Source organism: Bacillus cereus group sp. Bc031 (assembly GCF_027716265.1).
In the GTDB taxonomy this organism is placed as follows: Bacteria; Bacillota; Bacilli; order Bacillales; family Bacillaceae_G; genus Bacillus_A; species Bacillus_A paranthracis.
The window spans coordinates 12093-39028 of record NZ_JAQFUL010000045.1 but is presented as its reverse complement, the minus strand read 5'-3'; the positions used below and the strand labels follow the sequence as shown (position 1 = coordinate 39028).

Genomic DNA, 26936 nt, shown 5'->3' with positions numbered 1-26936 from the left:
CTGTTGAATACAGAAATCATCTTCTTGATGCCGCCTAACTTTTTTTAAAATGTCCTTTACAAAGGGTACGGATTAGACAAGCCCCTCCTCTTTTTTACAATATAGGGATGTTATATGCGAATAGAAGTAGGGAGGTTATAAGTATACAGTGGCGTTTAATGGTTCATAGAAACAAAATTAAGAGGAGCAGAAATATGATCAACACCACTTTTAAATAAAGGGGATATATTAAAACATCCTATCAGATTACCAACAAGCTTACATGAATTTTTATAAAGAACTATGACCAACCATGAATAAATAGTTGGCCATAATGATCTTAAAGGTCCATATCTTTTAATCCAGGACTATGCTCATTTGGCATTTCAGGAAGCTCTGGTACAGGAAAACCTTTTGGCGGGTCAGTTACTGCTAATGTTCCTTTGTTTCTACTTGGTGATTCACCTTGGAATATTTCTCCCATTCTTGTTGGATCTAAGCTGAAATTAAATTGTGCGTTATGGAATCCTATATCTACATACTTTCTGCACTCTGGGTATTTATTAATATCATAGTTCGGCACAGGGAAGAGTTTGCCCCATTCAACCCCAAGTGTCTCTAAAGTTTTTGCAAAAGCATTTTGATGTGCATTATCACGTACAATTAAAAATGCAAGAGTTTCTCTAAAGGTTTGATTAGAACTCATTTCATAAATTCTAGTTTTTTGAAGTACACCTGTAGATTCAAGTACGACATTATCTAGTAAATCGCTAATTAAGTTTCCATGACTATATACCCAAGATCCATTCCATGGGTTGCCAGCTGCATCAACAGGTAATGAACTTTGTGCCCCTACAATAAAGTGATGAGGATTTGCATGTTTAACCGCTTCGTCAAGTGGTGCTGTGTCAATACCGGCATTTCCAGGCGTAGGTTCACCAGATCCAGTTAATAGTTGATTAATTGTATGTTGTACAAGTTCTACATGGCTTATTTCCTCTAAAAAAACACCTCGAAGTAAATCACGATATTGCTTCTCTTTACCTCTGAAATTTGAGCTTTGGAAAAAGTATTGCATCATTGTACGCATTTCACCATAATGCCCACCTAATATTTCTTGTAAAACTTTTGCAGCAGCAGGATCTGGTTTGTCCGGCTTAATCATATTAATTATTTCCTCTTTATAATAAAACATGAAGTACACCTCTTTTAAGTTAGTTAACATTGTTATCGTGTCCGCTAATTGGTTACTTAATACTGAAATTCATTTTTTTACCAAAAACTTTTACCTTAAAATGCAAAGTCTTTTTGAAAAAACTATTTTCGATGTGAGATGAAAATAGGGGAGATACTTAGTGTTTTAATAAAAAAGATAAGATTACATTTCGTAATCTTATCTTTTCATTAAGAATAATGAATTATATTTTCAAGGCTTTAAAATGACTTTTATACAATCATCTTCACGATTATTAAAAATTTGATAACCGTAGCTTGCTTGTTCAAGGGGAATTTTGTGTGTAATAATCTCTTTTGGATCGAATTCTTTGTTTGTTATTTTCTTAAATAATTCCGGCATAAAATGGATGACAGGTGCTTGTCCCATTTTTAGATTAATATTTCTAACCCAAAATGCCCCGAGTGGAAAGGCATTATAATTACCGCCATAAACACCAGTCATTTGAACTGTTCCATATTTTCTTACAGCTTTCGTAGCGATTTGAATAGGACCAAGGGTACCGCCTTGTAATTTTAATTTTTGTTCCAGAAATTCTAGGGGAGATTTTTTCCCATCCATGCCTACGCAATCAATAACTACATCCGCACCGCCATGCGTAATTTCCTTTAAATGTTCTCCCATATCAGGGAATTTTGTAAACTCAAATACCTCAACATTGTTAATCTTTTTTGCATAATTCATCCGATAATCTAAGTAATCCACTGCAATTACACGTTTAGCACCTTGCATCCAAGCAAATTTTTGTGTCATTAATCCAACAGGTCCACAACCAAGGACGATAACAGTATCACCTCGCTTAACGCCTGCGTTTATTACACTCCAATAGGCTGTTGGTAAAACATCTGATAAAAATAGTAGGGATTCATCTTCAAGTTCGCATGATTCCGGTATAACAAATGGAGTGAAATTTCCAAAAGGAACTTTTAAATATTCTGCTTGTCCACCTGGATGGTTACCAAATTTCTCTGTGTAACCAAAGTACCCGCCAGAATCGTAATGAGGGTTCGAGTTATCACATTGACTTTCCATTTCATGTTGGCAATAGAAACAATGTCCACAAGCAACGTTAAAGGGGATCACAACACGATCACCTTTTTTTACTTTAGTAACATCTGGACCAACTTCTTCAACAATTCCCATTGGTTCATGACCAATAATGTACCCTGGAGGTAAAGGCATGTTGCCTTGATATAAATGTAAATCAGAACCGCAAATAGCAGTTGAAGTAATTTTTACAATAATATCATCTTTTTTTTCTAACTTTGCATCATCCACTTGTTTAACTTGTACTTTGTTTGGTCCTTGATAGGTTACAGCTTTCATCTCATATCTCCTTAGGAATCATTTTTCATAATTTATATGTATTTCTTTACAAAATAGAAATCTTTAGTAAAGAGGAATCTATACATAGTGTTGTTATGAAAGTATGGTATAGCAACACTTCTTTTTTATGTTTTTTGCTCTATTTTTAAGAAGAAACTCAATAATTATTCATAATCTAATTCCCATAAAAAGGATAATTATTATTTCATAACTCGAAGCATATTAAAAACATCGGAGGTGAAACAACATGGCAAACAATAATAGTGGAAGTCGTAATGAATTGTTAGTTCGAGGTGCTGAACAAGCTCTTAATCAAATGAAATATGAAATTGCACAAGAGTTTGGTGTACAACTTGGCGCAGATACAACAGCTCGTTCAAACGGATCTGTTGGTGGTGAAATTACAAAACGTTTAGTAGCAATGGCTGAACAACAACTTGGTGGTAGAGCGAACCGTTAAGTGAATTGACATAAAATATAGTAGATATGTAAATCAATTTCTTTTGTGTATGTATAAAAACAAAACCTTATAGTAAATGAATTCTCACTCAAAGATTATTGATAATCTTCTTTCATAATCTTTGGGTATTTAATTTGTAAACGACTTTCCTAAACAATAAACACAAGGTGTTGGAAAGGTGTTTTCCATGCATAGTAGAAAATCTTTTGCAGGAAAAAGCATACTTAAAAATTTGATTTTAATATTAAAATCAATATTTATTATGATATTTTCGAAAGGAAGGAATTTGAAAATGGGTATATTAAGTGGAAATCCTCAAAATGAACCATTACATTACGGAGAGGTATTTGATATTTGGAGTTATCTTCTTGCTGCGCAGGGTGCGATTGCAAGTCATCAAGTGTTTATGAATCATACAGGTGATGAAGATTTGAAGAAGTTTTTAGAAGGCTTAATTGAAAATGATATGAATTCGGAAATAGAAGAATTAAAGGCGCTTTTAAAAGTTAATGGGGTTGCTTTACCGCCTGCTCCTCCAGAACGACCAGTTGCATCTATCGAAGACATTCCTCCGGGAGCGCGTATTAATGATGTTGAAATTGCAGCAGCTGTTTCTACAGGATTAGCAGCTGGACTTGTCACATGTAGTCAAGTAATGGGAAAATGCCTTCGAGAAGATGTAGGCATGTTATTTGGACAATTTCATATGAAAAAAGCGCAGGCAGGTGTAACTTTGCTACGTTTAAGTAAGAAAAAAGGATGGGTGGTCCCACCTCCATTACATGTGAGAAACTCTGATCAAGCTTAATAAACAAAAATAAAAAAGTGGCGTTGGCCACTTTTTTATTTTTTAGATGTATCCTTAAGCTTGGATTTATTTATTGTGGAAGAATCCATATATTCATCTGACATTTCCATAGCGTATTTATCATGGTGAATATGATTGTGATTTCTTAATTCATTGTCGTTACGCAATACTAGCCTCTTCATATAAATGTGGAAGAAAATTTCTGTTCCACCAATAATTAAAGCTGCTATAAATGAAGAAAGTCCAATATTACGAGTAGCATCTAAATCAGTAAATAAGGATGTTAGTAACCAAATGCCAAAGAAGCTTAAGCCTAAATCTGCTATTGTAGCAATCATATTTCCGTACTTAGGTAAAATGAAGAGATCTCCGATTAAATAGGCAGCTCCTGTAAGGAAAAGAGAAATTAGTAATACTCTAGGAATTGAAATGCCTGTAAAGATACTAAGTATGATTAGTAATACTGCAGTTATCGCTGTATATTTAATTAATAAAGCAACAATATGTTTCATCATTTTCCTCCATTGTTTAAACGTATATGGAATAAAATATTTCATTAAAAATGGGTTATGCTTTTATATAGCGTAACCCGTTTTAATCATCCTTAAATGGTAAGAAGTACAAGCCGGGTAAGAAGCAGGCTTATACTATGGATAGTATTTGCGGAATATCGAGCTTTATTCACAAAGGGGCGTTCCACTCTTATAATCGAGATGTTGCCTAAGTACAGTATTTTTTTACTAAACTTAATAATTTTTGCCGTTTTAATTCTTTAATATAAAAGCCAAAGTTTCTTGTGCTTAATGTATCTTTTTATCTACATATTTTCCGTAATCAGGTACAGCAATTTTATCAAATTCCTTAACGAGTGTGTTGAGGCTTGTTGATAGCAATTCACCTGACATTGGTATTCCGTGTCCAGTAACAGTGACTAGAGGCTTTAATTTTTCTAATTTAATAACGGATTCTTTAGCAGCGTTCCAGTCTGTTGTTAAATAACGAGGCGGACCGCTTATTTCCTGTTCTTGAGTAATTACCTTATATAGATATTCCTGTTTCACTGTAACAAAAGCGTCCCCTGCAATTAATGTTCGGTCTTTTTCTCGGAATAATGAAATATGACCTGGAGTGTGTCCTGGTGTATGCACCCATCTAAACTCTGGCATATGAGGAACAGTTCCATCTGCAGGTAGTACTTTTACGTTATTTCCTAAATCAATCGGTTCATTAGGGAACAGAGGTGACATTTTCGCTACCATACCACCTTCAACTGTTGGATCTGGTTCAGGATAGCTTTGTAGTCCAGTCAGGAAAGGTATTTCCAATTGATGGGCATAGACTGGAACATCCCAATACTTGATAAGTTCAATTATTCCCCCAACATGATCAAAATGCCCATGAGTTAAAATAATTGCTTTTGGGCGACTATTTGTACCAAATCGCTTCTCAGTGACAGAGATAATTTCATTTGCACATTTAGGCATTCCAGCATCAACTAAAATAAAATCATTGGTATGCGGATGTCCAACAAAACAGATGTTGACGATTTGAATCGTGTAACAGAATAAATCAGGCAATACTTCAATGCCATGGCCACTTTCAATTGAAGTTGCCGGAATAAACTTGTAATCACTTCCATAATTCATTTCATTGTCCAATTTTTCTCCCCCTTAATTTATTCCAATATGACATTATAGTTCCCTAATTTTGAAAATCCATTTTGGAGCATTTGAGAAAAGAATGAGTGGGGGATTACAAAAAAACAATAACTTAGTCTTAGAATTAAGGGGGAGATATGTCAATTTATATAAAATGTAAACAAAGAATATTGATTTTAAAGTCGTAGTTTATATTATTTTTTTGAGTTTAAGTGTATATCTTTTAAGAGGACATACCAAGTTCTTTTGTTTTGATAATTACTTGAAACTTGAACGGGAAAAACATGATCAAGCGCCCATTCTAATTTGTTTATTTCATTTTCAAGTCCTGTTGGATAGAGTAAAAGGATCTTAAAATTATTTTTAACAATATTTGATAAAACGGTTTGTAATTCAAGCGCTTCAGTCAAGCTTCCGCCCCATCTAACAAATAAAATGGATTGTGAATTATGCATTCTTTCGTAAAGGTTATCAATTCTTTGATCTAATTTTTGTTTGAAATCATGGTATGTGATGAACCAATCTTCATTCGGAATAACAGGGAAATCATGATAAGATGTTACGTTATATTTTGTATCTTTTATAATATGAGAAAAAACAGGTTGTATCACGCCATCATTAAACACAATATTTTGCTCCGGCATTGATTGCATGTTTTTTAAATCCATAAAGTCTACGAAATTATTTTTCAATAATGTGTTGATAGAAGAAAGATTCGGTGATACAAACCAATCTAGAGGACCTGAATATTTCCGCAGCTTATATTTTTTTAGATGAATAGCAGTATAACAATTTTCCCCTAAACTAATAACATCATCATACATTCCTTGAAGCTTTTTCATTTCCAATACAATCATCCTTTTTTTGAAAAATTAGAAGGTATATATAAATTCTAAAAAGCGTTATTATGACACAAAATATGCTTTTGAAAAATAGGAGAACGAGTTAATTATAAATAATATATGTATGTATAAAACCTCCTGTGAAAAGGCTCACAGGAGGTTAAACTAAGGCGTATTTCGAGTTATGTACCATTTGTTGAGGTAAGAATTGTGAGTGATAATTCATGGCGTTCCTATAATAAAGGGGGAAAACAGAAATACATTGAAGTTAGTTGTGAACAAATTGTAATTTAAAATTGAGAGGAAATAAGAAGCCCTAGTTGCTTCATTATGCAACTAGGGCATTATTTAATCTCTTCCTAACTTAATTATATCATGTAAATCAAATTCGAAATAGACTGTTTCTTCTCATTTACTCCTGCTACAATCAAGAACACATGCATAGTAAGGAGAGATGTTATATGAGTTCTTTCGTTCTCGATTTTTAGGAAATAGAAAAGGGGCAGCTTTCACTCGTCGGCGGAAAAGGGTTGAATTTAGGGGAGTTATCTAACATTCAAGGTATACAGGTGCCAGAAGGATTTTGTGTGACAACGGTAGGATATGAAAAGGCCATCGAGCAAAATGAAGAGCTTCAAACTTTGTTGCAGCAGCTGACCAAGTTGAAACTTGAAGACCGAGCTCAAATTGGTGAAATGAGTAAGGAAATTAGAGAAGTCATTATGGCAGTACAAATCCCTACTGATGTAGTGGAAGCAGTAACTCAGTATCTCTCACGTTTTGGAAATGAACACGCGTATGCCGTGCGTTCTAGTGCTACGGCTGAAGATTTACCGTATGCCTCGTTTGCAGGTCAACAAGATACGTATTTAAATATTATCGGAAAAGAAGCGATTTTACAGCATGTAAGAAAGTGCTGGGCTTCTTTATTTACAGAGCGAGCAGTCATGTACCGTATGCAAAATGGTTTTGAACATAATCAAGTTTCTATATGTGTTGTCGTTCAAAAAATGGTTTTCCCTGAGGCTTCGGGCATTCTATTTACTGCTGATCCGATTACATCTAGCCGAAAGATATTATCAATTGATGCCAGTTTTGGACTTGGTGAGGCGTTAGTATCAGGACTCGTCTCTGCTGATAATTATAAAGTAAAAGAGGGGGAAATCGTCGATAAGGTGATTTCAACTAAAAAAGTAGCTATCTATGCCTTAAAAGAGGGCGGAACAGAGACGAAACAGATTAATTCGGCTCAGCAAAAGATTCAAACATTGTCTGAACGACAAATATTACAACTCGCACAGATTGGGAGACAGATTGAAGCTTATTTTGGCTGTCCGCAAGATATTGAATGGTGTTTAGCCCGTAATACATTTTATATTGTTCAAAGCAGGCCGATAACGACTTTATATCCAATTCCGGAAGAAAATGATGGGGAAAATCATGTGTATATATCAGTTGGTCATCAACAAATGATGACTGATGCGATGAGATGAAACCACTAGGGTTATCTTTTTTCTTGTTAACGACTAATGCTCCTATGCGTAAAGCGGGAGGACGGCTGTTTGTTGATGCTACGCAACAATTAGCTTCACCTGCTAGCAGAGATTATTTAATAAATACTTTAGGAAAATCAGATCCACTCGTAAGAGATGCATTAACGACTATAATCGAGCGAGATAATTTTATTACATTGTTACCGGATGAAGAAACGGAAAAGAGTGCTAGTAAAAGTAAGCCACCAGTAAGTTTGCAACCAGAAATCGAAAATGATCCAGCAATCGTTACGGAATTAATAAAGAATAGTGAAGCATCACTTGAAGAGTTAAAAGAAAATATGCAACTGAAATCAGGAGTGGACGTACTTGATTTTATTTTGGAAGATATTCAGCAATTAAAGAAAGTATTGTTTAATCCACAAAGTATAGCAGTTATTATGGCAGGTATGAATGCTTCAACATGGATCAATGAAAAAATGGAGCAATGGCTGGGCGAAAAGAATGCAGCGGACACCCTTTCTCAATCGGTGCAAAATAATATTACGTCGGAAATGGGTTTAGCATTAATGGAAGTTGCTGATGTGATTCGGCCGTACGAAGAAGTTATTGCGTATTTACAACATGTAGAAAATGATAGCTTTTTAGATGAACTCGTTCAGTTTAAAGACGGGGAAAAAGCTCGAGAGGCAATAGATGCTTTTCTAAATAAATACGGAATGAGATGTAGCGGAGAAATCGACATTACGAAAACGCGCTGGAGTGAGAAGCCAACAACCATTATCCCGATGATTTTAAATAATGTAAGAGATTTTGAATATGGTGCAAGTAAACGGAAATTTGAAGAAGGACTGCAAGAAGCTTTGAAAAAAGAAGAAGAGTTAGTAGATCGATTGCAGCAATTGCCGGATGGAAAACAAAAAGTAGAAGAAACGAAGCGAATGATTTGCAATATCCGTAATTTTATCGGCTATCGTGAATATCCGAAATACGGTATGATTAATCGTTATTTCATATATAAGCAGGCGTTACTAAAAGAAGCTGAGCAACTTGTGCAGAGCGGTGTCATTCATGAAGTTGATGATATATACTATTTAACTTTTGAAGAGCTTCACGAAGTTGTTCGCACGAAGAAACTAAATTATGAGCTTATTCATAAACAAAAAAATGATTATAAATTATATGAAAAACTAACGCCTCCTCGTATAATGACGTCTGATGGAGAAATCATTACAGGTAAATATAAACGAGAAAACCTCCCAGCTGACGCGATTGCAGGTCTGCCTGTTTCTTCTGGAGTAGTTGAGGGGAGAGCTCGCGTTATTTTAAACATGGAAGAAGCGAATTTAGAAGAGGGAGATATATTAGTTACAGCTTTTACTGACCCTGGCTGGACGCCATTATTTGTATCTATAAAAGGACTAGTCACTGAAGTCGGCGGACTTATGACTCACGGGGCGGTTATTGCACGGGAATATGGATTACCGGCAGTCGTTGGAGTAGAGAATGCTACGAAATTAATAAAAGATGGGCAACGAATACGAGTACATGGAACAGAAGGGTATATTGAAGTGTTGTAATGAAGTAAAAGATCATCCGCTATAAATAGTGGATGATCTTTTTATTTTGCAATAACTCACTTCTTTAAGCCAGCTGCATAAAAAGGTCCATGAACTGCGATTGTTGATAAAATACGAGCAATTTCCTCTGGTGTTTCTTTTTGGCCACTATTTAACCATTGCTGAATGACACCAATATGAGCAGATGCCATATAAGAAGCTAAATATTGGCTTGGTGCGGTAAGTATCGTTATTATTTTAGCGACTGCTTTAAAACGTAGTGCAGTAAAGGGACATAAAACGGAATTACAGGCATAAAAGATAAAAACGTTTCACTATGAGTGAAGCGTTTTTTTGTTTAGATGTAAGCTAAGTAGCATAGAAGAGATATTTAAAAGTAGGAATTAATGGTGTTATATAATGAATGTATAACACAAAAACGAAAATATAGAGGAAAGGAGAAAATAAATGAAAAGAGGAATTACGGTAGATATTCTAGATGGACATGCAAATGACAATCTACTTTGGAAAGTGTTAAAGCCAATCAATATTGCTTCATTTAATTGGCGAGTGGGGAATGAGGAGTCCTACTTAATAGCGCGTGGTGGATTGGATGAGGCATTATTTCCAGAGGAACCAAGTGTAGTGGAAGGATTAGAGTTAAAAAGGTTAGTTAAAGATAACATATATTATCTTATTTTTGCAGATTTAAAAGCATATCCCAAAGGAGAAATAGTACTAGATATTGAAACATATGAAGAGTTTATGGAAAGTAAGTGTGAGATAGTCGTATTAGTGGCGGACGGTCAATACATACAAATTTATGCGAAAGACCAAAAAGCGATTGAACTGATGTATGAAAACGCACGAAATCAGGGGTTTTATGTAGAATATGTTACAGACGAAAATGACGGTAGAACACGTTTGTCAGTATAGTAGGAATTTGAAAGGGGAAACGCAATATGGAGAGAACTATAAGTAAAGAATATACAATTCGAACCGCTACTGAAGAGGAAAGCGATAACATTATTACTCTATTAAAAGAAGTAGCACAATGGCTACAACATAAAGAAGTGGACCAGTGGCAGTACCTTTTAGGAGGAGAAGCTACGGCTGAAATATTAGAAGGTATAAGAGAGAAATATACATATGTGGTTACGAAAGAAGATGAAATTATCGGTACAGTCACAGTATCTCCTAAACAAAATGAATGGGATGAATATATTTTTGGTAAAGAGGAAGTTTCTAATTCATTATATATTCATAGATTTGCGGTGAATCGGAAGTATAAGGGGAACGGAATCGGAGAATGGATGTTACGGTGGATAGAAGAGAATGTACAACATGACAAAGAGTTTTTAAAACTAGATTGTGTAGGGCATAATGTTACGTTGAATGATTTCTATAAGCGATGTGGTTTTGAATATGTCGGTAGTACGGATGGACATAGTATGTTTCAGAAGAGCATAATATAGTTGAAAAGAAATAAGAAAAAGCGTAGGAATTTCTACGCTTTTTCTTATTTCTTCTCACTGTCTTTTAAAACTTGATTTATTTTTAAGTTAACTACTTGGGCAACTAGATATCCAAGACCTCTAGCAGCTTGCAGTTGAGTTTTTTTTACAATTTTCTTTTTGAGCAATGTTTTTTCATGATTAATATTTATTTTTTTCATAGTTTATATGCCCCTTTGAAATATCCTTATTATGGTTATTTTAATTCTTTTATTCAGATAAAACAATCGATGTCTAAAATCTGTTTACATATTTGAATATGAAAGAAGGAATTCAATATAATTATACAGAATATTTAGATAAATAGGAGGTGTCGAATTTTGAGTGAAATTGAAGTAAAAAGGAATGTAATTAAGACAGGGAGTGAGAAGAGCATCATTCTTCGGTTTATACTTGCTAGTCTCGTTGGGGTGTTTATGTTTTTCGTACCGGTTACGATAAACGGTGCTTCTTCCATAATGATTGATCATATCGTGTCGTGGATTAGAGCTTCGGTTCCGAGCGCCGTACCTTATTACGCACTACTCGTTATGGTAATGGGTGCAATTTATCCGTTTTATACGAAAAAATGGAATACATCTATCGTAGATATTTGCTTTTCGATTTTAAAAGTGGTTGGCGTCGTTTTCTGTGTATTATATTGTTTGAAAGTAGGGCCAGCTTGGTTCTTTGCGCCAGATGTTGGGCCGTTTTTGTATGAGAAACTAGTAATATCGGTAAGTTTACTCGTTCCGATTGGTTCGGCTTTTTTAGCATTATTAGTCGGGTATGGATTACTTGAATTTATCGGTACGTTTTGCCGTCCGATTATGAGGCCGTTATGGAAAACGCCTGGACGATCAGCAATTGATGCGGTTGCATCCTTTGTGGGAAGTTATTCACTGGCTTTATTAATTACGAATCGCGTATATAAAGAAGGAAAATATACGACAAAAGAAGCGGCCATTATCGCTACAGGATTTTCTACAGTATCCGCAACATTTATGATCATCATCGCAAAAACATTAGACATCATGCATTTATGGAATGTTTATTTTTGGACGACTCTCGTTGTAACATTCATCGTAACTGCTATCACCGTAAGACTTCCACCCCTTAGTAGAAAACCAGATACATATGTAACAGAAGAAGGGTTCCCAGAGCCCGTTTATAAGGAGAAAATGCTAGAGCGTGCTTGGGAAGATGCGCTAGAAGTATCGAAATCTGCACCGAGTATTATAAAAAATATTGCAGTGAACTTAAAAGACGGTTTTATCATGACGATGGGAATTTTACCATCTATTATGTCTGTAGGGTTAATTGGTATTGTCTTAGCGAAGTTCACACCAATATTTGATTGGGTCAGCTATATTTTTTATCCTTTTACATGGGCTTTACAACTGCCAGAAGCAGACTTAGCTGCTAAAGCGGCATCCGTCGGTATTGCGGAAATGTTTTTACCATCATTATTAGTAGTTAGTGCACCACTTGTGACAAAGTTTGTCATTGCGGTTGTTTCGGTATCATCTATATTGTTTTTCTCAGCATCCATCCCATGTATTTTATCGACAGATATTCCGTTAAAAGTATCAGAACTTATTATTCTGTACGTACAAAGAACGATATTAACATTGCTTATCATTACGCCGATTGCTTATTTGTTACTTTAAAAAGGGGAAAAGTATAAAAAAGAATCCTTCTATAAAAGGAAGGATTCTTTTGTTTAGTGTTTTTATCAAGTAAATACTTTAAAATGTACACTGTTTTGATGTTTTATTTGTTTTTCGAATATGACGTAATACTTCTTAAGAAAATTCCTAATCCTGCAAAAAAGAATCCTAAGCATAATAAGCTGCCTGGCGTTCCCCAAGTAATTTGATCTAGCATTTTTATATCCTCCCATTTACCCCATATGAATTAACTGTAAAACTTTCACTTTATTATTATATAGTATTTTTCGGTTGTAATCCAAAATTATCCATACTACCAAATTGAAAAAATAATCTTTTTGTAGAAATAATAGCGTTTTTGGTGTGCAAATCTTTCAATAATGCACACTAGACCTTTAGAAAAAGAAAAACCTTACATGAAATGAAACCAATATAAATGTAGCTTGATATAATGGGATGGACACGGTATTTGTTACAGGCTTTTACGGATTATTATGTAAGAAGGTATTAAAACTTGAATTTTAAGTGCATTTAAAAGTTAGCGTTAATGTTTTAATATCTATATAATTAAATGTTTATTTCTGTGATATAGTAAGAAAAAGGGGGCTTACAAATGGAAATCATTCACGAAAGAGCAAAGCTACGGTTAATGGATGGTAATGATGTCGAAACTTTGTTTTCGATTGTAGAAGGAAATCGGGAAATTTGGGCGTATTTAATCTCTAAAATGGATAGTGTGCAAGATATGCAGCAATATGTTCAAAAAGCGATACAAGGTTATGGAAAAGGTACGCAAATACCTTTCGTTGTAGTGGATCAACAGACGAATAAGATTGTAGGAAGTACACGTCTATATAATATTTCGGTAGAAGATAAAACAGTCGAGTTAGGACAAACGTGGTATCATCCAAGTGTCCAGCGTACGAGTATAAATACAGAGTGTAAGTATATGCTTCTCCAGTATGCTTTTGAAAAACTCCATATGCTCAGGGTACAAATTAAGACGGATGCAAGAAATGAAAAAGCACAACGAGCAATTGAAAGGTTAGGCGCAGTAAAAGAGGGTGTGCTTAGAAATGAAAGAAAATTACCGAATGGTTATGTGAGAGATGCAGTTGTGTACAGTATTATCTCAAGTGAATGGCCAGACGTGAAAGAACAATTGTTAGAAAAATTAGAGTTGTATAAAGAAAAGCTATAATTCGTGTTTTGAAAGGTATATTGTTCGTAAGGCATGAAAAATATACCTTTTTTCTTACAAAATGCTACTTTATTTTAATTTCTTTTGTTTCATCGTTCCCTTCTGAGAAAAAATTCGTTACAATGTAGTTGTATGGTAATAAACTTATGAATTTAAAACATGTAATGAAAACCGCAAATGAAAATGAATTGATAACCCTCAATTTTAAATGAAAACCCTTTTATACATAAATAACAAGTAAAGTTCCTTCTTTTAAATAAACTCAAACAAAACGATTTGATATAAATGTTTTTTTATAGAAGTATGGATGATGTACGGAGGCAATTACAAATGAAAGAAAATAAGAAGAGTAAGAAAAGACGAATCTTTCAAGTATTTTTACTAATGATTTGTTCTGCTATTTTATATGTAAGTTATGCAGCTTACGATATTTGGAGTTATCGTTTTAAAACAGATGATAGCGTGAAAACGGATGCTGGTATCGTACTAGGAGCAGCTTCTTGGAACGGAAAACCATCTCCTGTATTTAAAGAAAGAATTAATCATGCGATTTCTTTATATAAGAACGGAAATATTAAAAAGATTATTTTTACAGGTGGTACAAAGTTCGAGGCAGAGCTTGAGGAAGCGCGTACTGCAAGAGTATATGCAATGAAACAAGGTGTAAAAGACGAAGATATTTTAATTGAAACAAAATCCCTTTTCACTGAAGAAAATTTAAAGAATGCGAAGGAAGTTGGAATAGAGAACGGAATACGCACATACACGATTGTAAGTGATCCACTTCATATGAAACGCGCAATGAGAATCGCAAAACATATTAATATTGAAGCGTATGCTTCACCAACGCCGACATCAGCATATAAAACGTTAGATACAGAAATACCATTCTTCTTTAAAGAATTATTCTCGTATATTGGATATGTAACCTCGTTGCCATTAAAGGCATTGAAGGGAGACTAATAAGAAAAGAACCTATCTTTAAATAGGAACTTTTCTTATTAGTCAAAAACATTGTATTTTTATCGGAATAGTGAAACAATAGAGAGGTAGCTTCATATAATCATAATGACAAAATGAACGGTTTATGAATCGAACATAAAGGAGATTATACTATGTTATACTATGGCACTCTCATTTGTTGAAACAGAAAAACAATCTTTCATTATTGAACAAATAAATAAATTGATTCCGAAGTTCATGGAAAGGGAGCATCAACTAAGTGAATTAGGATCATTTCCGTATGAAAATATAAATGATTTGAAACATATCGGATATACGAAATTAACGTTACCGAAGGAATTTGGTGGTAGTGCGATTTCTTTATATGACTTCGTTCTATTTCAAGAGAAAATTGCGGAAGGCTGCGGGGCTACTGCATTATCGATTGGCTGGCATCTTGGCATTGTGAAAGAACTAGCGGAAAATCGCTCTTGGAATGATGAGATGTTTAAATGGTTTTGCGAAGAAGTGCGAAATGGGGCGCTCTTTAATAGGGCAGCAACAGAACCGAAAACAGGGAGCCCGACGCGTGGCGGTAAACCAGAAACAATAGCGGTTCAACAAGGCGAGAAGTGGGTTATAAATGGAAGGAAAACTTTTACAACGATGGCGCCAGTACTTGATTATTTTATTATTTCAGCAAGTATGGAGGGCAAAGAAGAAGTTGGTGAGTTTGTCATTCCAAGAAATACAATCGGTGTATCCATTGAAGAAACGTGGGATAGCGTTGCAATGCGAGGGACTGCTAGCCACGACCTTGTCTTACAAAATGTAGAGATAGAAAGTCGCTTTTTTACGGATGTAAAAGGCGGGAAAGTGAAACAAAAGGGTATTGGCTGGTTGCTACATATACCAGCATGCTATTTAGGAATTGCACAATCAGCAAGAAATTATGCAGTTCAGTTTGCGGGATCATACAAACCAAATAGTTTAAACCATTCTATTAGTTTATTACCGAATGTTAGAAGATTAGTTGGAGAATTAGAACTCGAGCTTATGCAAGCTCGCGTCTTTTTATATCAAATTGCGAAAAAATACGATGAGGCAGAAGATAAACTGTCACTGCAAGCAGAATTAGCGGCAGTGAAATACGCCGTAACAAATGCGGCGATATCGATAGTGGATAAATCAATGCGCATCGTAGGAGCAAAAAGTTTATCAGAAAAAAATCCGCTTCATCGTTACTATTTAAACGTAAGAGCAGGATTACACAATCCGCCGATGGACGATGCAACACTGTCTATGCTTGCGGATGCGGCGTTTCGATCGTAGTTTTTTTAACTTGAATTTTATTGTTTATGTACAATATAGTTGTTTTGAAAGCACGTGTTTGATTAGTAATCGAACACGTGCTTTTTATGTGTGGGAACTTACCAGGTGGAGATGTAGGTTTTTAATATAAATGGTTATCATGGTTTTGTGATTGTTTCTTGTTGAAAAATTCTTATCGAAATGCCAGTTTGGAAAATTTGTAAATAATTACTAAATTTAATCCCAAATCAATGGTCTTTCTAAATTTACCATTCGCAAATATTGTAAAAATTGACCTGCATGGACCGCATCATGATAGGCAATTCGTAATAGCATATCGCCTAAATATCGTTGATAGCCAACATCGCTTCGATCAATAAGTCTTGCATCTAGCTCTGCTATGCTTATTGATTGAACATATTCTATGAAATCGGCAAAACATGATTGTGCTAATTCAATTTCTTTTTTAACACAAGTAATTGGCTCATCATCATACGGGATATGTATGTCGTTTATTGAGCCGTTGTTTTTTAAAATCATATGATAGTAAAAAGTTGAGGTCCATACGTGACGAATCATTTCACCAAAGGACATAGCCTCGTGATCAGGCTTCCAATTAAGAAAATTATCGGGAAGAGAATTCCATAATTTTTCTGAGCGCCTTCTCGTTTCTTTCAAATTTAATATACTAAGATCAATTGCATTCATAATACATTCTCCTTTACTATTAAACTTAAAATAATTGTATCAATTTAATAGTTAGGGTATCATCGAAATATGAATGTATATCCGAATATCTCATATATAGCTAAACTAATTGCTGAACCTACAAGAGCAATTATCTTAGAGTGTTTAATGAATAATCAGGCACTACCTGCTAGTGAATTAGCTTATATGGCAAAGGTGTCACATCCAACAATTAGTTCTCATCTTTCTAAATTAGTAGAGGGGAATCTACTGACAGTTGAACAACATGGTAGACATCGTTACTATCGACTTGCTAATCAAGAGGTAGCAGAGGTTCTTGAAAAGTTAGGAACAATCGCACCAACAGTTCAAGTTCGGTCTTTAAAACAATCAGATCAACTAAAACAAATTCGTTATGCTCGAACTTGTTACGATCATCTTGCAGGTAGACTCGGTGTAGAGATAACCGAAAAATTATTAGATAAGGAATTTATCATTTTAGAGAAAGGAGAATACATTGTAACGGAACAAGGTAAGCGGTGGTTTCTGAATTTTGGAATAAATATTGAAACGGCAAATATAAAGAGAAGAATATTTGCAAAACCTTGTCTTGATTGGAGTGAACGACGCTACCATATTTCTGGTTGGTTAGGATCTGCAATAGCAAAACTATTTTTTGAACAGGAATGGATTACAAAAACGGATAAGAATCGGGCTGTCCATCTTACAAGAAAAGGTATGAAGTTCTTGAAAGACGAATTAGGCATTGACATGGAAAATAAAGAAATGAAATAACCTGAGTCTATACAAATGTAGACTCAGGTTATTTCATTTCTTTTCTTTTAAAAATCTTTAGTGATATTTGCGCACGACAAATTAACCTCACTTGCTTTACGGAAAGAGATTAGCTGAAAAAATAGTAGTTGAGACGATTCTATTAAATTAGTAATCATATTCATTGAAAATTATGCGTAAGAATATAGTAAATGAAGGGAGATATAAAATGAATAAAGTGAAACTGAAAGTATTTAATATAAAGTATGTCATGATATGTCTTTTATTCACAATTATATGTATTCTCACTTCATTCTTCATTTCTAGTAATTCGAACGTATTTAAATCTTATTATATTAATCAATTATTAGGAACGAATTCTACGAAAGGCCTTATGTATATGATAGGCAGTGAAAATCGTTATTTTGCCGAAGAATTTCATAAAGAAAAAGGACGAGCGTCTTTGGAATCTTTTTTACTTTCACTTTCTACAAATATTAATGTAAATGACCTCCGGAGCTTATTAACTCGAGAACTTCCAAATATGAATCAATTTTATTCAGAAATATTAATTGCCGGGGAAGGAACAGATTATACGAACATTCCTGAAGAATCCAGCATTCCTTTAGAGAATATTCAAGATAAAGGTACTGCTGTTAAACACCCAAAGAGTGAGAAAGAAAACAATTCAAATACACAAAATAACGGTGAAAATAAAGTTTTTATTTATCATACACATAGTTGGGAGTCGTTTATTCCTCTCATTCCAGCTGCTACTAAACCTGATGATGCCTCTAGTACAAATAATGAAGTGAATATTACGTTTGTTGGAAATTATTTAAAACAAAAGTTAGAAGAAAAAGGAATAGGTGTTTCACATGATACGACAAATATGAGGGACTTTCTACGAAATAAAAATTTAAACTGGGCCCAATCTTACAAAGGGTCCCGTCAAATATTACAAGATAAATTAGCACAAGATAAAAATATTATGTTTCCCATTGATCTTCATAGGGACGATGCACGAAAAAATATTACGAAGAAAACGATTAATGGAAAGGATTATGCACGACTCTATTTTATTTTAGGTCGAGAAAATCCTAACTATGAAAAAAATAAAAAAATAGTAACAGCAATCAATTCATATTTAGACGAGAAGTATTACGGTTTAAGCCGAGGCATTTTTATTAAAGATCGTAAAAGCGGGAATGGAGTATATAATCAAGACCTTTCTCCAAATGCATTACTTATTGAAATGGGAGGGGTAGATAATACACCAGAAGAACTGTATGCTTCCGTAGACGCATTAGTAGAAGCGTTTAGCCATTATTATAATGAAGTAACTAAGAAAAATAACTAAAATAAAAAAGGAGTGACACCTAGTCGGAAGTGCTAGGAGGTTACTCCTTTTTTGTAGAAAATAAAATTACCAATAGATGTTAGTAGTTAAAAAATCTTTCTTTTCATTCTTCTTTTTATCGTTTTATAGGAGAATGCTATGCTTCTTATTTCACCTACTGTATAATAAGAAAAAAGCACGAAAAGAGGTTATCTCATGCTAGAGGTTATTGCAACATGTTTAGAAGATGTAAAACGAATTGAACGAGCTGGCGGAAAACGAATCGAATTAATTTCATCTTATACAGAAGGCGGTTTAACGCCGAGTTATGCATTTATTAAAAAAGTGGTAGAAGCAGTACATATACCAATTCACGTTATGATTCGTCCGCATGCGAAGTCTTTTACATATACGGAAGAAGAAATTGAAATGATGAAAGAAGATATTGTAGTTGCTCAGAAATTAGGAGTAGCTGGTGTTGTATTAGGTGTATTAAATGAAAAGAATGAAGTGGATGAAGAGAAACTAGCGAATTTATTATCTGTGGTAGATGGGATAAATGTCACATATCATCGTGCAATAGACGACACGGAAAATCCAGTAGAAGCAATGAGAACGTTAAAGAAGTTTCATAAAGTGACTCACGTCTTAACTTCAGGTGGACAAGGGAATATAGTTGATAATATTCCGGTGCTTACAGATATGCAAAAGGTAAGCGATGGTCAAATTCAGCTTGTAGCTGGAGCTGGTGTGACGAAAGAAAATATAAAACGATTGCTAGATGAAACTGGAATTTCGCAAGCTCATGTCGGTACAGCTGTAAGAGAAGGGAAATCATGTTTTGCTGAAATTGATCCTAATTTCGTACAAGAATTAGTTCAAATCATACAATAAACAATTAAGAAAGAGGAGAAACGATGAAGGAAAATACGAAGAAAGAATTATTCTCATGGGCGAAAACGATAGGATTTACCCTTGTATTAATCGCAATTATTCGCGGTGTTTTATTTACACCGTCATTAGTACAAGGCGAATCGATGATGCCCACTTTAGAAAATAACGAACGAGTTCTCGTGAACAAGATTGGTTACAGTATAAGTGGATTAGAACGTTTTGATATTATCGTCTTTCATGGAAAAGAAGGATACGATTTAGTAAAACGAGTAATTGGTTTACCAGGTGATACAGTTGAGTATAAAAATGATGTTTTATATGTAAACGGAAAAGCGATGGAAGAACCATATTTAAAAGAGTTTAAAGAAAAAGCAGCAGGCCGTGTATTAACTCCAGACTTTACGTTAGAACAAGTCACAGGAAAAACGAAAGTGCCAGAAGGCCAAGTATTTGTTTTAGGGGATAATCGTGAAGTTTCTAAAGACGGTCGTATGTTTGGGTTTATTTCAGAAGATGAAATTGTCGGAAAAGGACAAGCTGTTTTCTGGCCGTTGAAACAAGTAAGAGCGTTATAAAGAAAAAGTATGGGGGAATATATATTCTTCCATACTTTTTTTATGCCTATTTAAACGTTTGGTTCTGCTATAACTTGAGCTTTTGAAAGAGAACCATCATTATTTCTAAATTTTATTTTGTATTGACCTTACATAAAGGTTAAGTAGCTGAAAAATATATTGATAGAATTGAAAGAATATTTTATAATTTTTAATTATATGTTTGTTTCAGAAAATGGAATTTAAGTTCCGAAATTCGGAATAAGAGGGAGAGAGAATGACTATAAATAAAACGGCAGTTAAGACAATGGATATTTTACAGTTGTTTTATGAGCATGAAGAGCTAAGTTTAACAGAAATGGTTCAGCTTACAAGTATGCCGAAAACATCTGTTTATCGTTTAATTGGTTCGTTAGAAGAAATGGAATTTTTACAAAAAAATGAGAAGGGGAAATATCGTCTAGGAGTCGTTTTTTTACGGTTTGGTCAACTTGTTTCACAAAGACTATCCGTAAGAAATATTGCGATTCCATATATGAAAGAGCTTAGAGATAGTTTAGGGCAGGCAGTTAATTTAATTATTCAAGATGGTAATGATGCGATTTATGTGGAAAAGATGGAAGGCGTTCAGCCTGTACGTGTGTATACGGCGGTTGGAAGAAGAGCGCCACTTTATGCTGGTGCATGTCCGAGAATTTTACTATCGTATTTTTCTGAGGAAAAGAAACGGAAATACATAGAGGAAACGAATTTAAAACAATTTGCAGATGGAACAATCGTAGATAAGAAACAATTACTAGAAGTGTTACAAATGGCGAAAAAGGAAGGACACACCATTAGCTATTCTGAGTTAGAAAATCATACAGCAGCTATAGCAGCGCCCATTTTCGCAAATGATGGAACGGTTGTAGCAGGCATTAGCATTTCAGGATTAGCAATTGAGTACAGCGAAAGTAACATTTCATATTTTATCGCGAAGGTGAAAGAGACAGCGAATCGCATTTCGAAAGAACTTGGCTTTTTGGCATAGAAAGAGGGAGTAGGATGAAATTTTCTGCGTTAGGGGATCAAGCAATTATTGTTACATTTGGTGCAGAAATCGGGATGGATGTATACGAAAAAGTACAACGACTATTTCAAGCGTTGCAGCAACATCCGTTTGTAGGGATGGTTGAATGTGTTCCGTCGTTTACTTCATTAGCCGTTTACTACAATTTGTATGAAGTATGGAAGGGAAATGATAGAAAGATAAGACCATATGATTGCGTATGCCAATACATAGCTAGAATGTTAGATACGTATAAGGAAGAGCTGAAACGAGATGTGAAACATATTTCTATACCCGTTTGTTACGGGGGAGAATATGGACCTGATTTAGAAGAGGTGGCATATTATCACGGTTTACAAGTAGAAGATGTGATCCGAATACATAGTGAAACAACGTATTTTGTGTATATGTTAGGCTTTACACCAGGATTCCCGTATTTAGGAGGACTATCAAAAAAACTAGAAACGCCTAGAAAAGAAATACCACGGTTACAAATCTCTCCTGGTTCAGTAGGAATCGGCGGAAATCAAACAGGTATTTATCCGCTTGAAACACCGGGTGGATGGAATATTATTGGCCGAACACCAATCTCCTTATTTAATCCGGAAGAAGAAACACCAACCTTTATTCAAAGCGGCATGTATTTACGATTTATCCCAATAACGAAGGAAGAGTACGTATCACTTGAGGGGGCTAAAGAATGGATGTAGAGGTTTTGCATGCAGGGATGTTTACAACAGTCCAAGATTTAGGACGATCTCATTATCAACAATACGGTGTGCCAGTTGGCGGGGCGATGGATCAAAGTGCACTTCGGACGATCAATATGTTAGTTGGTAATGAAGAGAATGAAGCGGCACTCGAAATGACGATTATGGGACCGAAATTGTTAATAAAGAAAACGACGTTACTTGCGATTGGCGGTGCGGATATGGAACCGTTACTAAATGGGGAGCGTATACCATTATGGCGTCCCATTTTAGCGGAAGAAGGTAGTATGCTTTGCTTTGGAAAAGTGAAAAGTGGTTGCAGAACGTATGTGACTTTTGCAGGTGGTATCCATATTGATCGTACGATGGGAAGCAAAAGTACTTACATACGTGCTGCGATTGGAGGTATAGAAGGAAGAATGTTGAAAAAGGGTGACTACTTCCAAATTGGTGTACAACCAGAAATGGCGAATCGTTTCGTTCAAGACTTACAAAAAGATAAGAGAATAAAAACGAAATGGGCAATTAGCAACAGCGTACTACCAAAGTATAAGAAACATCCTAAGCTTCGTGTCATAGCTGACTTTGAATATAATCAATTTACAGAAGAAAGCAAAAAGGCATTTTTTACGAAAGAGTATAAAGTATCTAATTACGCTGACCGTATGGGTTATAGGGTTGAAGGAGAAATTTTAAATAGAGCCGTTGAAAAAGAGATTTTATCGAGTCCTGTTACATTTGGAACCATTCAAGTTCCTAATGGTGGACAGCCGATTATATTAATGGCAGATAGGCAAACGACAGGTGGCTATCCGAGAATGGGAAATATCATTTCAGTAGATTTACCTCTTCTTGCCCAGCTAAAGCCGGGGGACTATGTTTCTTTTGAGAAAATTTCGCTTGAAGAAGCGGAACAATTGTACATAGAACAAGAAGTAAATATGAATCTATTAAAGAAATTCATTGCTTTACGAAGCTGAAATTAGGAGGGAAACAGTGTGACTACAATTGATTTAAATTGTGATTTAGGAGAAAGTTTTGGCGCTTATAAAATGGGGAATGATGATGAAATTCTCCCGTTCGTTTCCTCAATAAACGTTGCTTGTGGTTTTCATGCGGGTGATCCGTCCGTTATGCGACAAACAGTTGAAAAGGCAATGCAACATAACGTTGCGATAGGGGCACATCCCGGATTTCCGGATTTAATTGGATTTGGTAGAAGGAACATGAACGTTCCAGCAAGTGAAGTATACGATTATGTTCTATATCAAATTGGTGCATTAGATGGTTTTGTAAAAGCAGCTGGCGGGAAGATGCATCATGTGAAACCACACGGTGCTCTATATAATATGGCGGCAACTAATCCGGAAATTGCAGATGCAATTGCAAAGGCAATATATCATATAAATCCAAGTCTATTACTTTACGGATTAGCAAATAGCGAGGCGTTTATACAGGCTGCGGAAAAATACAATATAACTCTCGTACAAGAAGCTTTCGCAGATCGTACGTATAAGCAAGATGGAACATTAACGAGTCGTACGGAAGAAAATGCGCTTATAAAAAATGAAGAAGAAGCGATAAAGCAAGTGCTTCAAATGGTGAAAGAAGGCTATGTAAATTCGGTGAACGGCCAGAAAGTAGCCGTTCAGGCGCAGACGATTTGTTTACACGGTGATGGAGAGAAAGCTGTACAATTTGCGAGAAGAATATACAGAACATTCGAAAATAATGAGATTTCTATATGCACACCGAAATAAAATAATGAGGGGAAGTGTTGGAATTGGTGAAATTAATCGGGATATTACTTGTTGCAGTGGGCTTTTTATTTAGATTAAATACACTATTAGTCGTTATGGTTGCAGGTATTGTTACTGGTATGGTTTCAGGATTAAGCTTTTATGATGTCATTAGCATGTTCGGTAAATTTTTCATAGAGAATAGATATATGTCTATGCCTATCATACTAACTTTACCGGTAATCGGAATTTTAGAGCGTTACGGTTTGAAAGAAAGAGCAGAAGCACTTATAACGAAATCAAAAGGTGCAACAACTGGAAGAGTATTAATGTCATATTTTACGATAAGAGAATCATCAGCAGCACTTGGACTGAATATTGGAGGTCATGCGCAAACGGTAAGACCACTCGTTGCACCGATGGCAGAAGGGGCTGCGCAAGGTAAATACGGTAAGCTCCCTGAAAAATTAAGAGAAAAGATTAAAGCAAATGCAGCGGCTGCGGAAAATACAGCTTGGTTTTTCGGAGAAGATATTTTTATCGCAACTGGTGCGATTTTATTAATGAAAGGATTCTTCGATTCGGTAGGTATGCATGTCGGTGTGTGGGATATGGCGCTTTGGGGTATTCCAACTGCAATATCAGCGCTTATCGTGAGCTGGATCAGATTTAGAAGGTTTGATAAATATATAGCAAAAACGATGACATCAAAAGAAAAAGAAGAGAAGGAGGCAATATAAAATGAACATCATCACAATGGATACAATCTACTATGTATTAGGTATAATCGTTGCCTTTATCGCTGTTCGTATTGCGTTTGATCGTGAGCATCCAAACCGATTTGGTTCTAGTTTATTTTGGGCGTTGTTTGCAGTTACATTTTTATTTGGGAATGTAATCCCTTCGTTTTACGTTGGCTGTATTGTACTCGCTATGGTTGTATTAGCTTCACTAAATAAAGTAACAAAATCAGAGGAGAAAGAAGTTCCAGTACAAGAACGTGTGAAACATGCTGAGAAATTAAAAAACAAAATTTTTATGCCTGCACTTTTAATACCTATTTTTACAATTATCGGTACGTTAACGTTAGGAAAAATTAAATGGGGAAATGTTTCTCTTGTTGATCCGGATAAAGTAACGCTAGTAGCATTAGCATTAGGAGCATTACTTGCATTCGTTGCGGCAATGCGTATTACAAAATCGAAAATAACAACGCCTGTACAAGAAGGAAGCAGACTATTACAAGCTGTCGGCTGGGCTGTTATTTTACCACAAATGTTAGCAGCACTTGGTGGTATTTTCGCGAAATCTGGCGTTGGACAAGTCGTTTCTGATTTAGTCGGACAAGTGTTACCGACAGAGTATCCGTTCGTTGCTGTTATGGCGTACTGTTTAGGAATGATGCTTTTCACAGTTGTAATGGGAAATGCTTTCGCAGCGTTTGCCGTTATTACTGGCGGAATTGGTTTACCTTTAATCGTGCAAATGCACGGCGGAAACCCAGCGATTATGGCAGCGCTTGGTATGTTTGCTGGATATTGCGGAACGCTGCTTACGCCAATGGCAGCAAACTTTAATATCGTACCAGCAATGCTTTTAGAACTGAAAGATAAAAATGCCGTTATTAAAGCACAGGTACCAATTGCTCTTTCAATCTTCATCATAAATATGTTTATCATGTACGGCCTAGTATATCGTTTCTAATTAGGAGGAGAAAACAATGAAAACAGTATTATTAACAGGATTTGATCCGTTCGGTGGAGAAAGTATCAATCCAGCTGGGGAAGTCGCAAAAAGTTTGCATGAAAAAACAATCGGAGAATACAAGATTATTAGTAAACAAGTACCCACTGTATTTCATAAATCAATCAGCGTATTAAAAGAGTATATAGAAGAACTAGCACCGGAATTTATTATATGCATTGGACAAGCTGGGGGTAGACCAGATATTACGATAGAGCGTGTCGCAATTAATATTGATGATGCAAGAATTGCTGACAATGAAGGGAACCAACCGGTAGATGTACCGGTTGTAGAAGAAGGACCAGCTGCTTATTGGTCTACACTTCCGATGAAAGCAATTGTAAAAAAACTTCAAGAAGAAGGTATACCGGCTTCCGTTTCACAAACAGCAGGTACGTTCGTTTGTAATCATTTATTCTATGGTCTCATGCATGAACTAGAAAAACATGATACAAAAATGAAAGGCGGATTTATTCATATTCCGTTTTTACCAGAGCAAGCGAGTAATTATCCAGGGCAACCGAGTATGTCACTTTCTACTATTCGTAAAGGGATAGAGTTGGCAGTTGAAGTAACGACGACCGTTGAGGTAGATATTGTAGAGGTTGGTGGCACGACGCATTAAGTAGAATGAATTGCACGACACCTCCTGTAAACAACTGGTATAATAAGTATAGCAATATACATAGAGGTGATTTTTGTGCAACAATTTGAAGAAGTACGTTTGATTTTAGAAAAAGCGAAGAAAATGACAGTATTAACAGGCGCTGGTGCAAGTACGGAAAGTGGTATCCCAGATTTTCGTTCAGCAAATGGATTATATGCTGATGCGAATGTCGAGATGTATTTATCAAGAGGGTACTATAACCGAAGTCCGAAAGAATTTTGGAAGCATTATAAAGAAATCTTTCAAATCAATACGTTTCATCAATATAAACCAAATCGTGGGCATCGCTTTTTAGCGGAGCTAGAAGAGCAAGGGAAAGATATTACGATTTTAACGCAAAATATTGACGGTTTACATCAATTAGGTGGTAGTAAACATGTTATTGATTTACACGGCACACTGCAAACAGCACATTGTCCGAAGTGTAAAACGGGATATGATTTGCAGTATATGATTGATCATGAGGTGCCGCGCTGTCAGAAGTGTAATTTCATTTTAAATCCAGACGTTGTTTTATACGGAGATACATTGCCGCAATATCAAAATGCGGTCAAACGTTTATATGAAACAGATGTGCTTATCGTTATGGGGACGTCACTCAAAGTACAACCTGTTGCTTCATTCCCGCAAATCGCAAAGAGGGAAGTAGGAGCAACAACGATTTTAGTAAATGAAGAGTTAACAGGACAAGAATATAACTTTGATTATGTTTTTCAAAATAAGATTGGTGAATTTGTTGACGGATTGTCTTCAAGGAAATAAGTTATCGAAAAAACTGAGGTATCCGCCTCAGTTTTTTATTTGA

At 35.3% G+C, this 26936-nt stretch carries 27 protein-coding genes and 2 pseudogenes; 21 read left to right on the top strand and 8 right to left on the bottom strand.

Features of this window, described 5'->3' with window-relative positions; all coding sequences use genetic code 11:
• Positions 1 to 319: 319 nt before the first annotated feature.
• Both PDQ33_RS17450 and PDQ33_RS17445 read right to left on the bottom strand, forming a co-directional pair.
• The gene (locus PDQ33_RS17450; protein WP_270756328.1) at positions 320 to 1174 is read right to left on the bottom strand and encodes a manganese catalase family protein; all 855 of its coding nucleotides are present in this window, start codon (positions 1172 to 1174) and stop codon (positions 320 to 322) included.
• A gap of 231 nt (positions 1175 to 1405) precedes the next feature.
• On the bottom strand, positions 1406 to 2539 hold the full coding sequence (locus PDQ33_RS17445; RefSeq protein ID WP_061130656.1) for a zinc-dependent alcohol dehydrogenase: 1134 nt from the start codon (positions 2537 to 2539) through the stop codon (positions 1406 to 1408).
• Between the two features lie 247 nt (positions 2540 to 2786).
• On the opposite strand from PDQ33_RS17445, the gene sasP reads away from it, so the two are divergent.
• Together sasP and PDQ33_RS17435 are read left to right on the top strand one after the other, a co-directional pair.
• Positions 2787 to 2999, top strand: a complete 213-nt coding sequence (gene sasP, locus PDQ33_RS17440) for a small acid-soluble spore protein, SasP family (RefSeq protein WP_000002844.1) — start codon at positions 2787 to 2789, stop codon at positions 2997 to 2999.
• 292 nt (positions 3000 to 3291) lie between these two features.
• Positions 3292 to 3807 (top strand): DUF3231 family protein, encoded by a 516-nt coding sequence (locus tag PDQ33_RS17435; RefSeq protein ID WP_000512122.1) that lies wholly within the window; start codon positions 3292 to 3294, stop codon positions 3805 to 3807.
• Between the two features lie 35 nt (positions 3808 to 3842).
• On the opposite strand, the gene PDQ33_RS17430 is transcribed toward PDQ33_RS17435, so the two are convergent.
• The 3 genes from PDQ33_RS17430 to PDQ33_RS17420 form a co-directional block, all read right to left on the bottom strand.
• A complete protein-coding gene (locus PDQ33_RS17430) occupies positions 3843 to 4319 on the bottom strand; it encodes a YndM family protein (protein WP_061130657.1) in 477 nt (158 codons plus the stop codon).
• 288 nt (positions 4320 to 4607) lie between these two features.
• Positions 4608 to 5465: an MBL fold metallo-hydrolase gene (locus PDQ33_RS17425; RefSeq protein WP_076872849.1), complete on the bottom strand. Its 858-nt coding sequence runs from the start codon at positions 5463 to 5465 to the stop codon at positions 4608 to 4610.
• Between the two features lie 194 nt (positions 5466 to 5659).
• Complete coding sequence (locus tag PDQ33_RS17420) at positions 5660 to 6322, bottom strand: DUF1796 family putative cysteine peptidase (protein ID WP_001997746.1); 663 nt, start codon at positions 6320 to 6322, stop codon at positions 5660 to 5662.
• Between the two features lie 476 nt (positions 6323 to 6798).
• Here PDQ33_RS17420 and ppsA point away from each other — a divergent pair.
• A pseudogene (gene ppsA / locus PDQ33_RS17415) lies at positions 6799 to 9380 on the top strand (phosphoenolpyruvate synthase).
• Between the two features lie 56 nt (positions 9381 to 9436).
• On the opposite strand, the pseudogene PDQ33_RS17410 reads toward ppsA, so the two are convergent.
• Positions 9437 to 9604, bottom strand: a pseudogene (locus tag PDQ33_RS17410) (TetR-like C-terminal domain-containing protein); the annotation flags it as partial.
• A gap of 223 nt (positions 9605 to 9827) precedes the next feature.
• Here PDQ33_RS17410 and PDQ33_RS17405 point away from each other — a divergent pair.
• Both PDQ33_RS17405 and PDQ33_RS17400 read left to right on the top strand, forming a co-directional pair.
• Complete coding sequence (locus PDQ33_RS17405; RefSeq protein WP_017561734.1) at positions 9828 to 10295, top strand: DUF2691 family protein; 468 nt, start codon at positions 9828 to 9830, stop codon at positions 10293 to 10295.
• A 26-nt stretch (positions 10296 to 10321) separates the two neighbouring features.
• A complete protein-coding gene (locus tag PDQ33_RS17400; protein WP_061130659.1) occupies positions 10322 to 10834 on the top strand; it encodes a GNAT family N-acetyltransferase in 513 nt (170 codons plus the stop codon).
• 44 nt (positions 10835 to 10878) lie between these two features.
• On the opposite strand, the gene PDQ33_RS17395 is transcribed toward PDQ33_RS17400, so the two are convergent.
• On the bottom strand, positions 10879 to 11034 hold the full coding sequence (locus PDQ33_RS17395; RefSeq protein ID WP_270756327.1) for a hypothetical protein: 156 nt from the start codon (positions 11032 to 11034) through the stop codon (positions 10879 to 10881).
• Positions 11035 to 11193: 159 nt separating this feature from the next.
• Here PDQ33_RS17395 and PDQ33_RS17390 point away from each other — a divergent pair, with 159 nt between their 5' ends.
• From PDQ33_RS17390 to PDQ33_RS17375, 4 genes are all read left to right on the top strand, one after another.
• Positions 11194 to 12522: a YjiH family protein gene (locus PDQ33_RS17390; RefSeq protein WP_262726692.1), complete on the top strand. Its 1329-nt coding sequence runs from the start codon at positions 11194 to 11196 to the stop codon at positions 12520 to 12522.
• 613 nt (positions 12523 to 13135) lie between these two features.
• Complete coding sequence (locus tag PDQ33_RS17385; RefSeq protein ID WP_000402574.1) at positions 13136 to 13723, top strand: GNAT family N-acetyltransferase; 588 nt, start codon at positions 13136 to 13138, stop codon at positions 13721 to 13723.
• Positions 13724 to 14053: 330 nt separating this feature from the next.
• On the top strand, positions 14054 to 14686 hold the full coding sequence (locus tag PDQ33_RS17380) for a YdcF family protein (RefSeq protein ID WP_016717896.1): 633 nt from the start codon (positions 14054 to 14056) through the stop codon (positions 14684 to 14686).
• Between the two features lie 162 nt (positions 14687 to 14848).
• Positions 14849 to 15997 (top strand): acyl-CoA dehydrogenase family protein, encoded by a 1149-nt coding sequence (locus tag PDQ33_RS17375; protein ID WP_001218397.1) that lies wholly within the window; start codon positions 14849 to 14851, stop codon positions 15995 to 15997.
• A 216-nt stretch (positions 15998 to 16213) separates the two neighbouring features.
• On the opposite strand, the gene PDQ33_RS17370 is transcribed toward PDQ33_RS17375, so the two are convergent.
• A complete protein-coding gene (locus tag PDQ33_RS17370) occupies positions 16214 to 16684 on the bottom strand; it encodes a DinB family protein (RefSeq protein WP_000991269.1) in 471 nt (156 codons plus the stop codon).
• Between the two features lie 69 nt (positions 16685 to 16753).
• Between PDQ33_RS17370 and PDQ33_RS17365 the strand changes: the two genes are divergently transcribed.
• The 12 genes from PDQ33_RS17365 (at position 16754) to PDQ33_RS17310 (ending at position 26893) form a co-directional block, all read left to right on the top strand.
• Positions 16754 to 17458, top strand: coding sequence for an ArsR/SmtB family transcription factor (locus tag PDQ33_RS17365; protein WP_001103830.1), 705 nt, complete (start codon positions 16754 to 16756; stop codon positions 17456 to 17458).
• 208 nt (positions 17459 to 17666) lie between these two features.
• Positions 17667 to 18797 (top strand): stage II sporulation protein P, encoded by a 1131-nt coding sequence (spoIIP, locus tag PDQ33_RS17360; RefSeq protein WP_270756326.1) that lies wholly within the window; start codon positions 17667 to 17669, stop codon positions 18795 to 18797.
• A 195-nt stretch (positions 18798 to 18992) separates the two neighbouring features.
• A complete protein-coding gene (locus PDQ33_RS17355) occupies positions 18993 to 19670 on the top strand; it encodes a copper homeostasis protein CutC (protein WP_229133022.1) in 678 nt (225 codons plus the stop codon).
• 23 nt (positions 19671 to 19693) lie between these two features.
• Positions 19694 to 20245, top strand: coding sequence for a signal peptidase I (gene lepB / locus PDQ33_RS17350; protein WP_270756323.1), 552 nt, complete (start codon positions 19694 to 19696; stop codon positions 20243 to 20245).
• 256 nt (positions 20246 to 20501) lie between these two features.
• Positions 20502 to 21254 (top strand): IclR family transcriptional regulator, encoded by a 753-nt coding sequence (locus tag PDQ33_RS17345; protein WP_061130662.1) that lies wholly within the window; start codon positions 20502 to 20504, stop codon positions 21252 to 21254.
• 14 nt (positions 21255 to 21268) lie between these two features.
• Positions 21269 to 21982 (top strand): 5-oxoprolinase subunit PxpB, encoded by a 714-nt coding sequence (gene pxpB, locus PDQ33_RS17340; protein WP_071743110.1) that lies wholly within the window; start codon positions 21269 to 21271, stop codon positions 21980 to 21982.
• Positions 21973 to 22962, top strand: a complete 990-nt coding sequence (locus PDQ33_RS17335) for a biotin-dependent carboxyltransferase family protein (RefSeq protein WP_061130664.1) — start codon at positions 21973 to 21975, stop codon at positions 22960 to 22962. Before pxpB ends, PDQ33_RS17335 begins: the two co-directional genes overlap by 10 nt.
• A gap of 18 nt (positions 22963 to 22980) precedes the next feature.
• Complete coding sequence (gene pxpA / locus PDQ33_RS17330) at positions 22981 to 23742, top strand: 5-oxoprolinase subunit PxpA (RefSeq protein ID WP_000207335.1); 762 nt, start codon at positions 22981 to 22983, stop codon at positions 23740 to 23742.
• 23 nt (positions 23743 to 23765) lie between these two features.
• Positions 23766 to 24461, top strand: coding sequence for a DUF969 domain-containing protein (locus PDQ33_RS17325; RefSeq protein WP_000239804.1), 696 nt, complete (start codon positions 23766 to 23768; stop codon positions 24459 to 24461).
• Position 24462: 1 nt separating this feature from the next.
• Positions 24463 to 25425 (top strand): DUF979 domain-containing protein, encoded by a 963-nt coding sequence (locus tag PDQ33_RS17320; protein WP_001021658.1) that lies wholly within the window; start codon positions 24463 to 24465, stop codon positions 25423 to 25425.
• 16 nt (positions 25426 to 25441) lie between these two features.
• The gene (pcp, locus tag PDQ33_RS17315) at positions 25442 to 26089 is read left to right on the top strand and encodes a pyroglutamyl-peptidase I (protein WP_061130666.1); all 648 of its coding nucleotides are present in this window, start codon (positions 25442 to 25444) and stop codon (positions 26087 to 26089) included.
• Positions 26090 to 26164: 75 nt separating this feature from the next.
• Positions 26165 to 26893 (top strand): NAD-dependent protein deacylase, encoded by a 729-nt coding sequence (locus PDQ33_RS17310; protein ID WP_061130667.1) that lies wholly within the window; start codon positions 26165 to 26167, stop codon positions 26891 to 26893.
• The last annotated feature ends 43 nt before the right edge of the window (positions 26894 to 26936 follow it).

Bases quoted from the DNA above. Each gene is read 5' to 3' on its own strand.
- PDQ33_RS17450 (WP_270756328.1), bottom strand. From the start codon at position 1,174: ATGTTTTATTATAAAGAGGAAATAATTAATATGATTAAGCCGGACAAA.
- PDQ33_RS17445 (WP_061130656.1), bottom strand. From the start codon at position 2,539: ATGAAAGCTGTAACCTATCAAGGACCAAACAAAGTACAAGTTAAACAA.
- PDQ33_RS17400 (WP_061130659.1), top strand. From the start codon at position 10,322: ATGGAGAGAACTATAAGTAAAGAATATACAATTCGAACCGCTACTGAA.
- pxpB (WP_071743110.1), top strand. From the start codon at position 21,269: ATGAAATTTTCTGCGTTAGGGGATCAAGCAATTATTGTTACATTTGGT.
- PDQ33_RS17345 (WP_061130662.1), top strand. From the start codon at position 20,502: ATGACTATAAATAAAACGGCAGTTAAGACAATGGATATTTTACAGTTG.
- PDQ33_RS17355 (WP_229133022.1), top strand. From the start codon at position 18,993: ATGCTAGAGGTTATTGCAACATGTTTAGAAGATGTAAAACGAATTGAA.
- PDQ33_RS17405 (WP_017561734.1), top strand. From the start codon at position 9,828: ATGAAAAGAGGAATTACGGTAGATATTCTAGATGGACATGCAAATGAC.
- PDQ33_RS17385 (WP_000402574.1), top strand. From the start codon at position 13,136: ATGGAAATCATTCACGAAAGAGCAAAGCTACGGTTAATGGATGGTAAT.
- spoIIP (WP_270756326.1), top strand. From the start codon at position 17,667: ATGAATAAAGTGAAACTGAAAGTATTTAATATAAAGTATGTCATGATA.
- sasP (WP_000002844.1), top strand. From the start codon at position 2,787: ATGGCAAACAATAATAGTGGAAGTCGTAATGAATTGTTAGTTCGAGGT.
- PDQ33_RS17380 (WP_016717896.1), top strand. From the start codon at position 14,054: ATGAAAGAAAATAAGAAGAGTAAGAAAAGACGAATCTTTCAAGTATTT.
- lepB (WP_270756323.1), top strand. From the start codon at position 19,694: ATGAAGGAAAATACGAAGAAAGAATTATTCTCATGGGCGAAAACGATA.
- PDQ33_RS17420 (WP_001997746.1), bottom strand. From the start codon at position 6,322: ATGATTGTATTGGAAATGAAAAAGCTTCAAGGAATGTATGATGATGTT.
- PDQ33_RS17435 (WP_000512122.1), top strand. From the start codon at position 3,292: ATGGGTATATTAAGTGGAAATCCTCAAAATGAACCATTACATTACGGA.
- PDQ33_RS17370 (WP_000991269.1), bottom strand. From the start codon at position 16,684: ATGAATGCAATTGATCTTAGTATATTAAATTTGAAAGAAACGAGAAGG.
- PDQ33_RS17375 (WP_001218397.1), top strand. From the start codon at position 14,849: ATGGCACTCTCATTTGTTGAAACAGAAAAACAATCTTTCATTATTGAA.
- PDQ33_RS17430 (WP_061130657.1), bottom strand. From the start codon at position 4,319: ATGAAACATATTGTTGCTTTATTAATTAAATATACAGCGATAACTGCA.
- PDQ33_RS17365 (WP_001103830.1), top strand. From the start codon at position 16,754: ATGAATGTATATCCGAATATCTCATATATAGCTAAACTAATTGCTGAA.
- pcp (WP_061130666.1), top strand. From the start codon at position 25,442: ATGAAAACAGTATTATTAACAGGATTTGATCCGTTCGGTGGAGAAAGT.
- PDQ33_RS17320 (WP_001021658.1), top strand. From the start codon at position 24,463: ATGAACATCATCACAATGGATACAATCTACTATGTATTAGGTATAATC.
- PDQ33_RS17395 (WP_270756327.1), bottom strand. From the start codon at position 11,034: ATGAAAAAAATAAATATTAATCATGAAAAAACATTGCTCAAAAAGAAA.
- PDQ33_RS17335 (WP_061130664.1), top strand. From the start codon at position 21,973: ATGGATGTAGAGGTTTTGCATGCAGGGATGTTTACAACAGTCCAAGAT.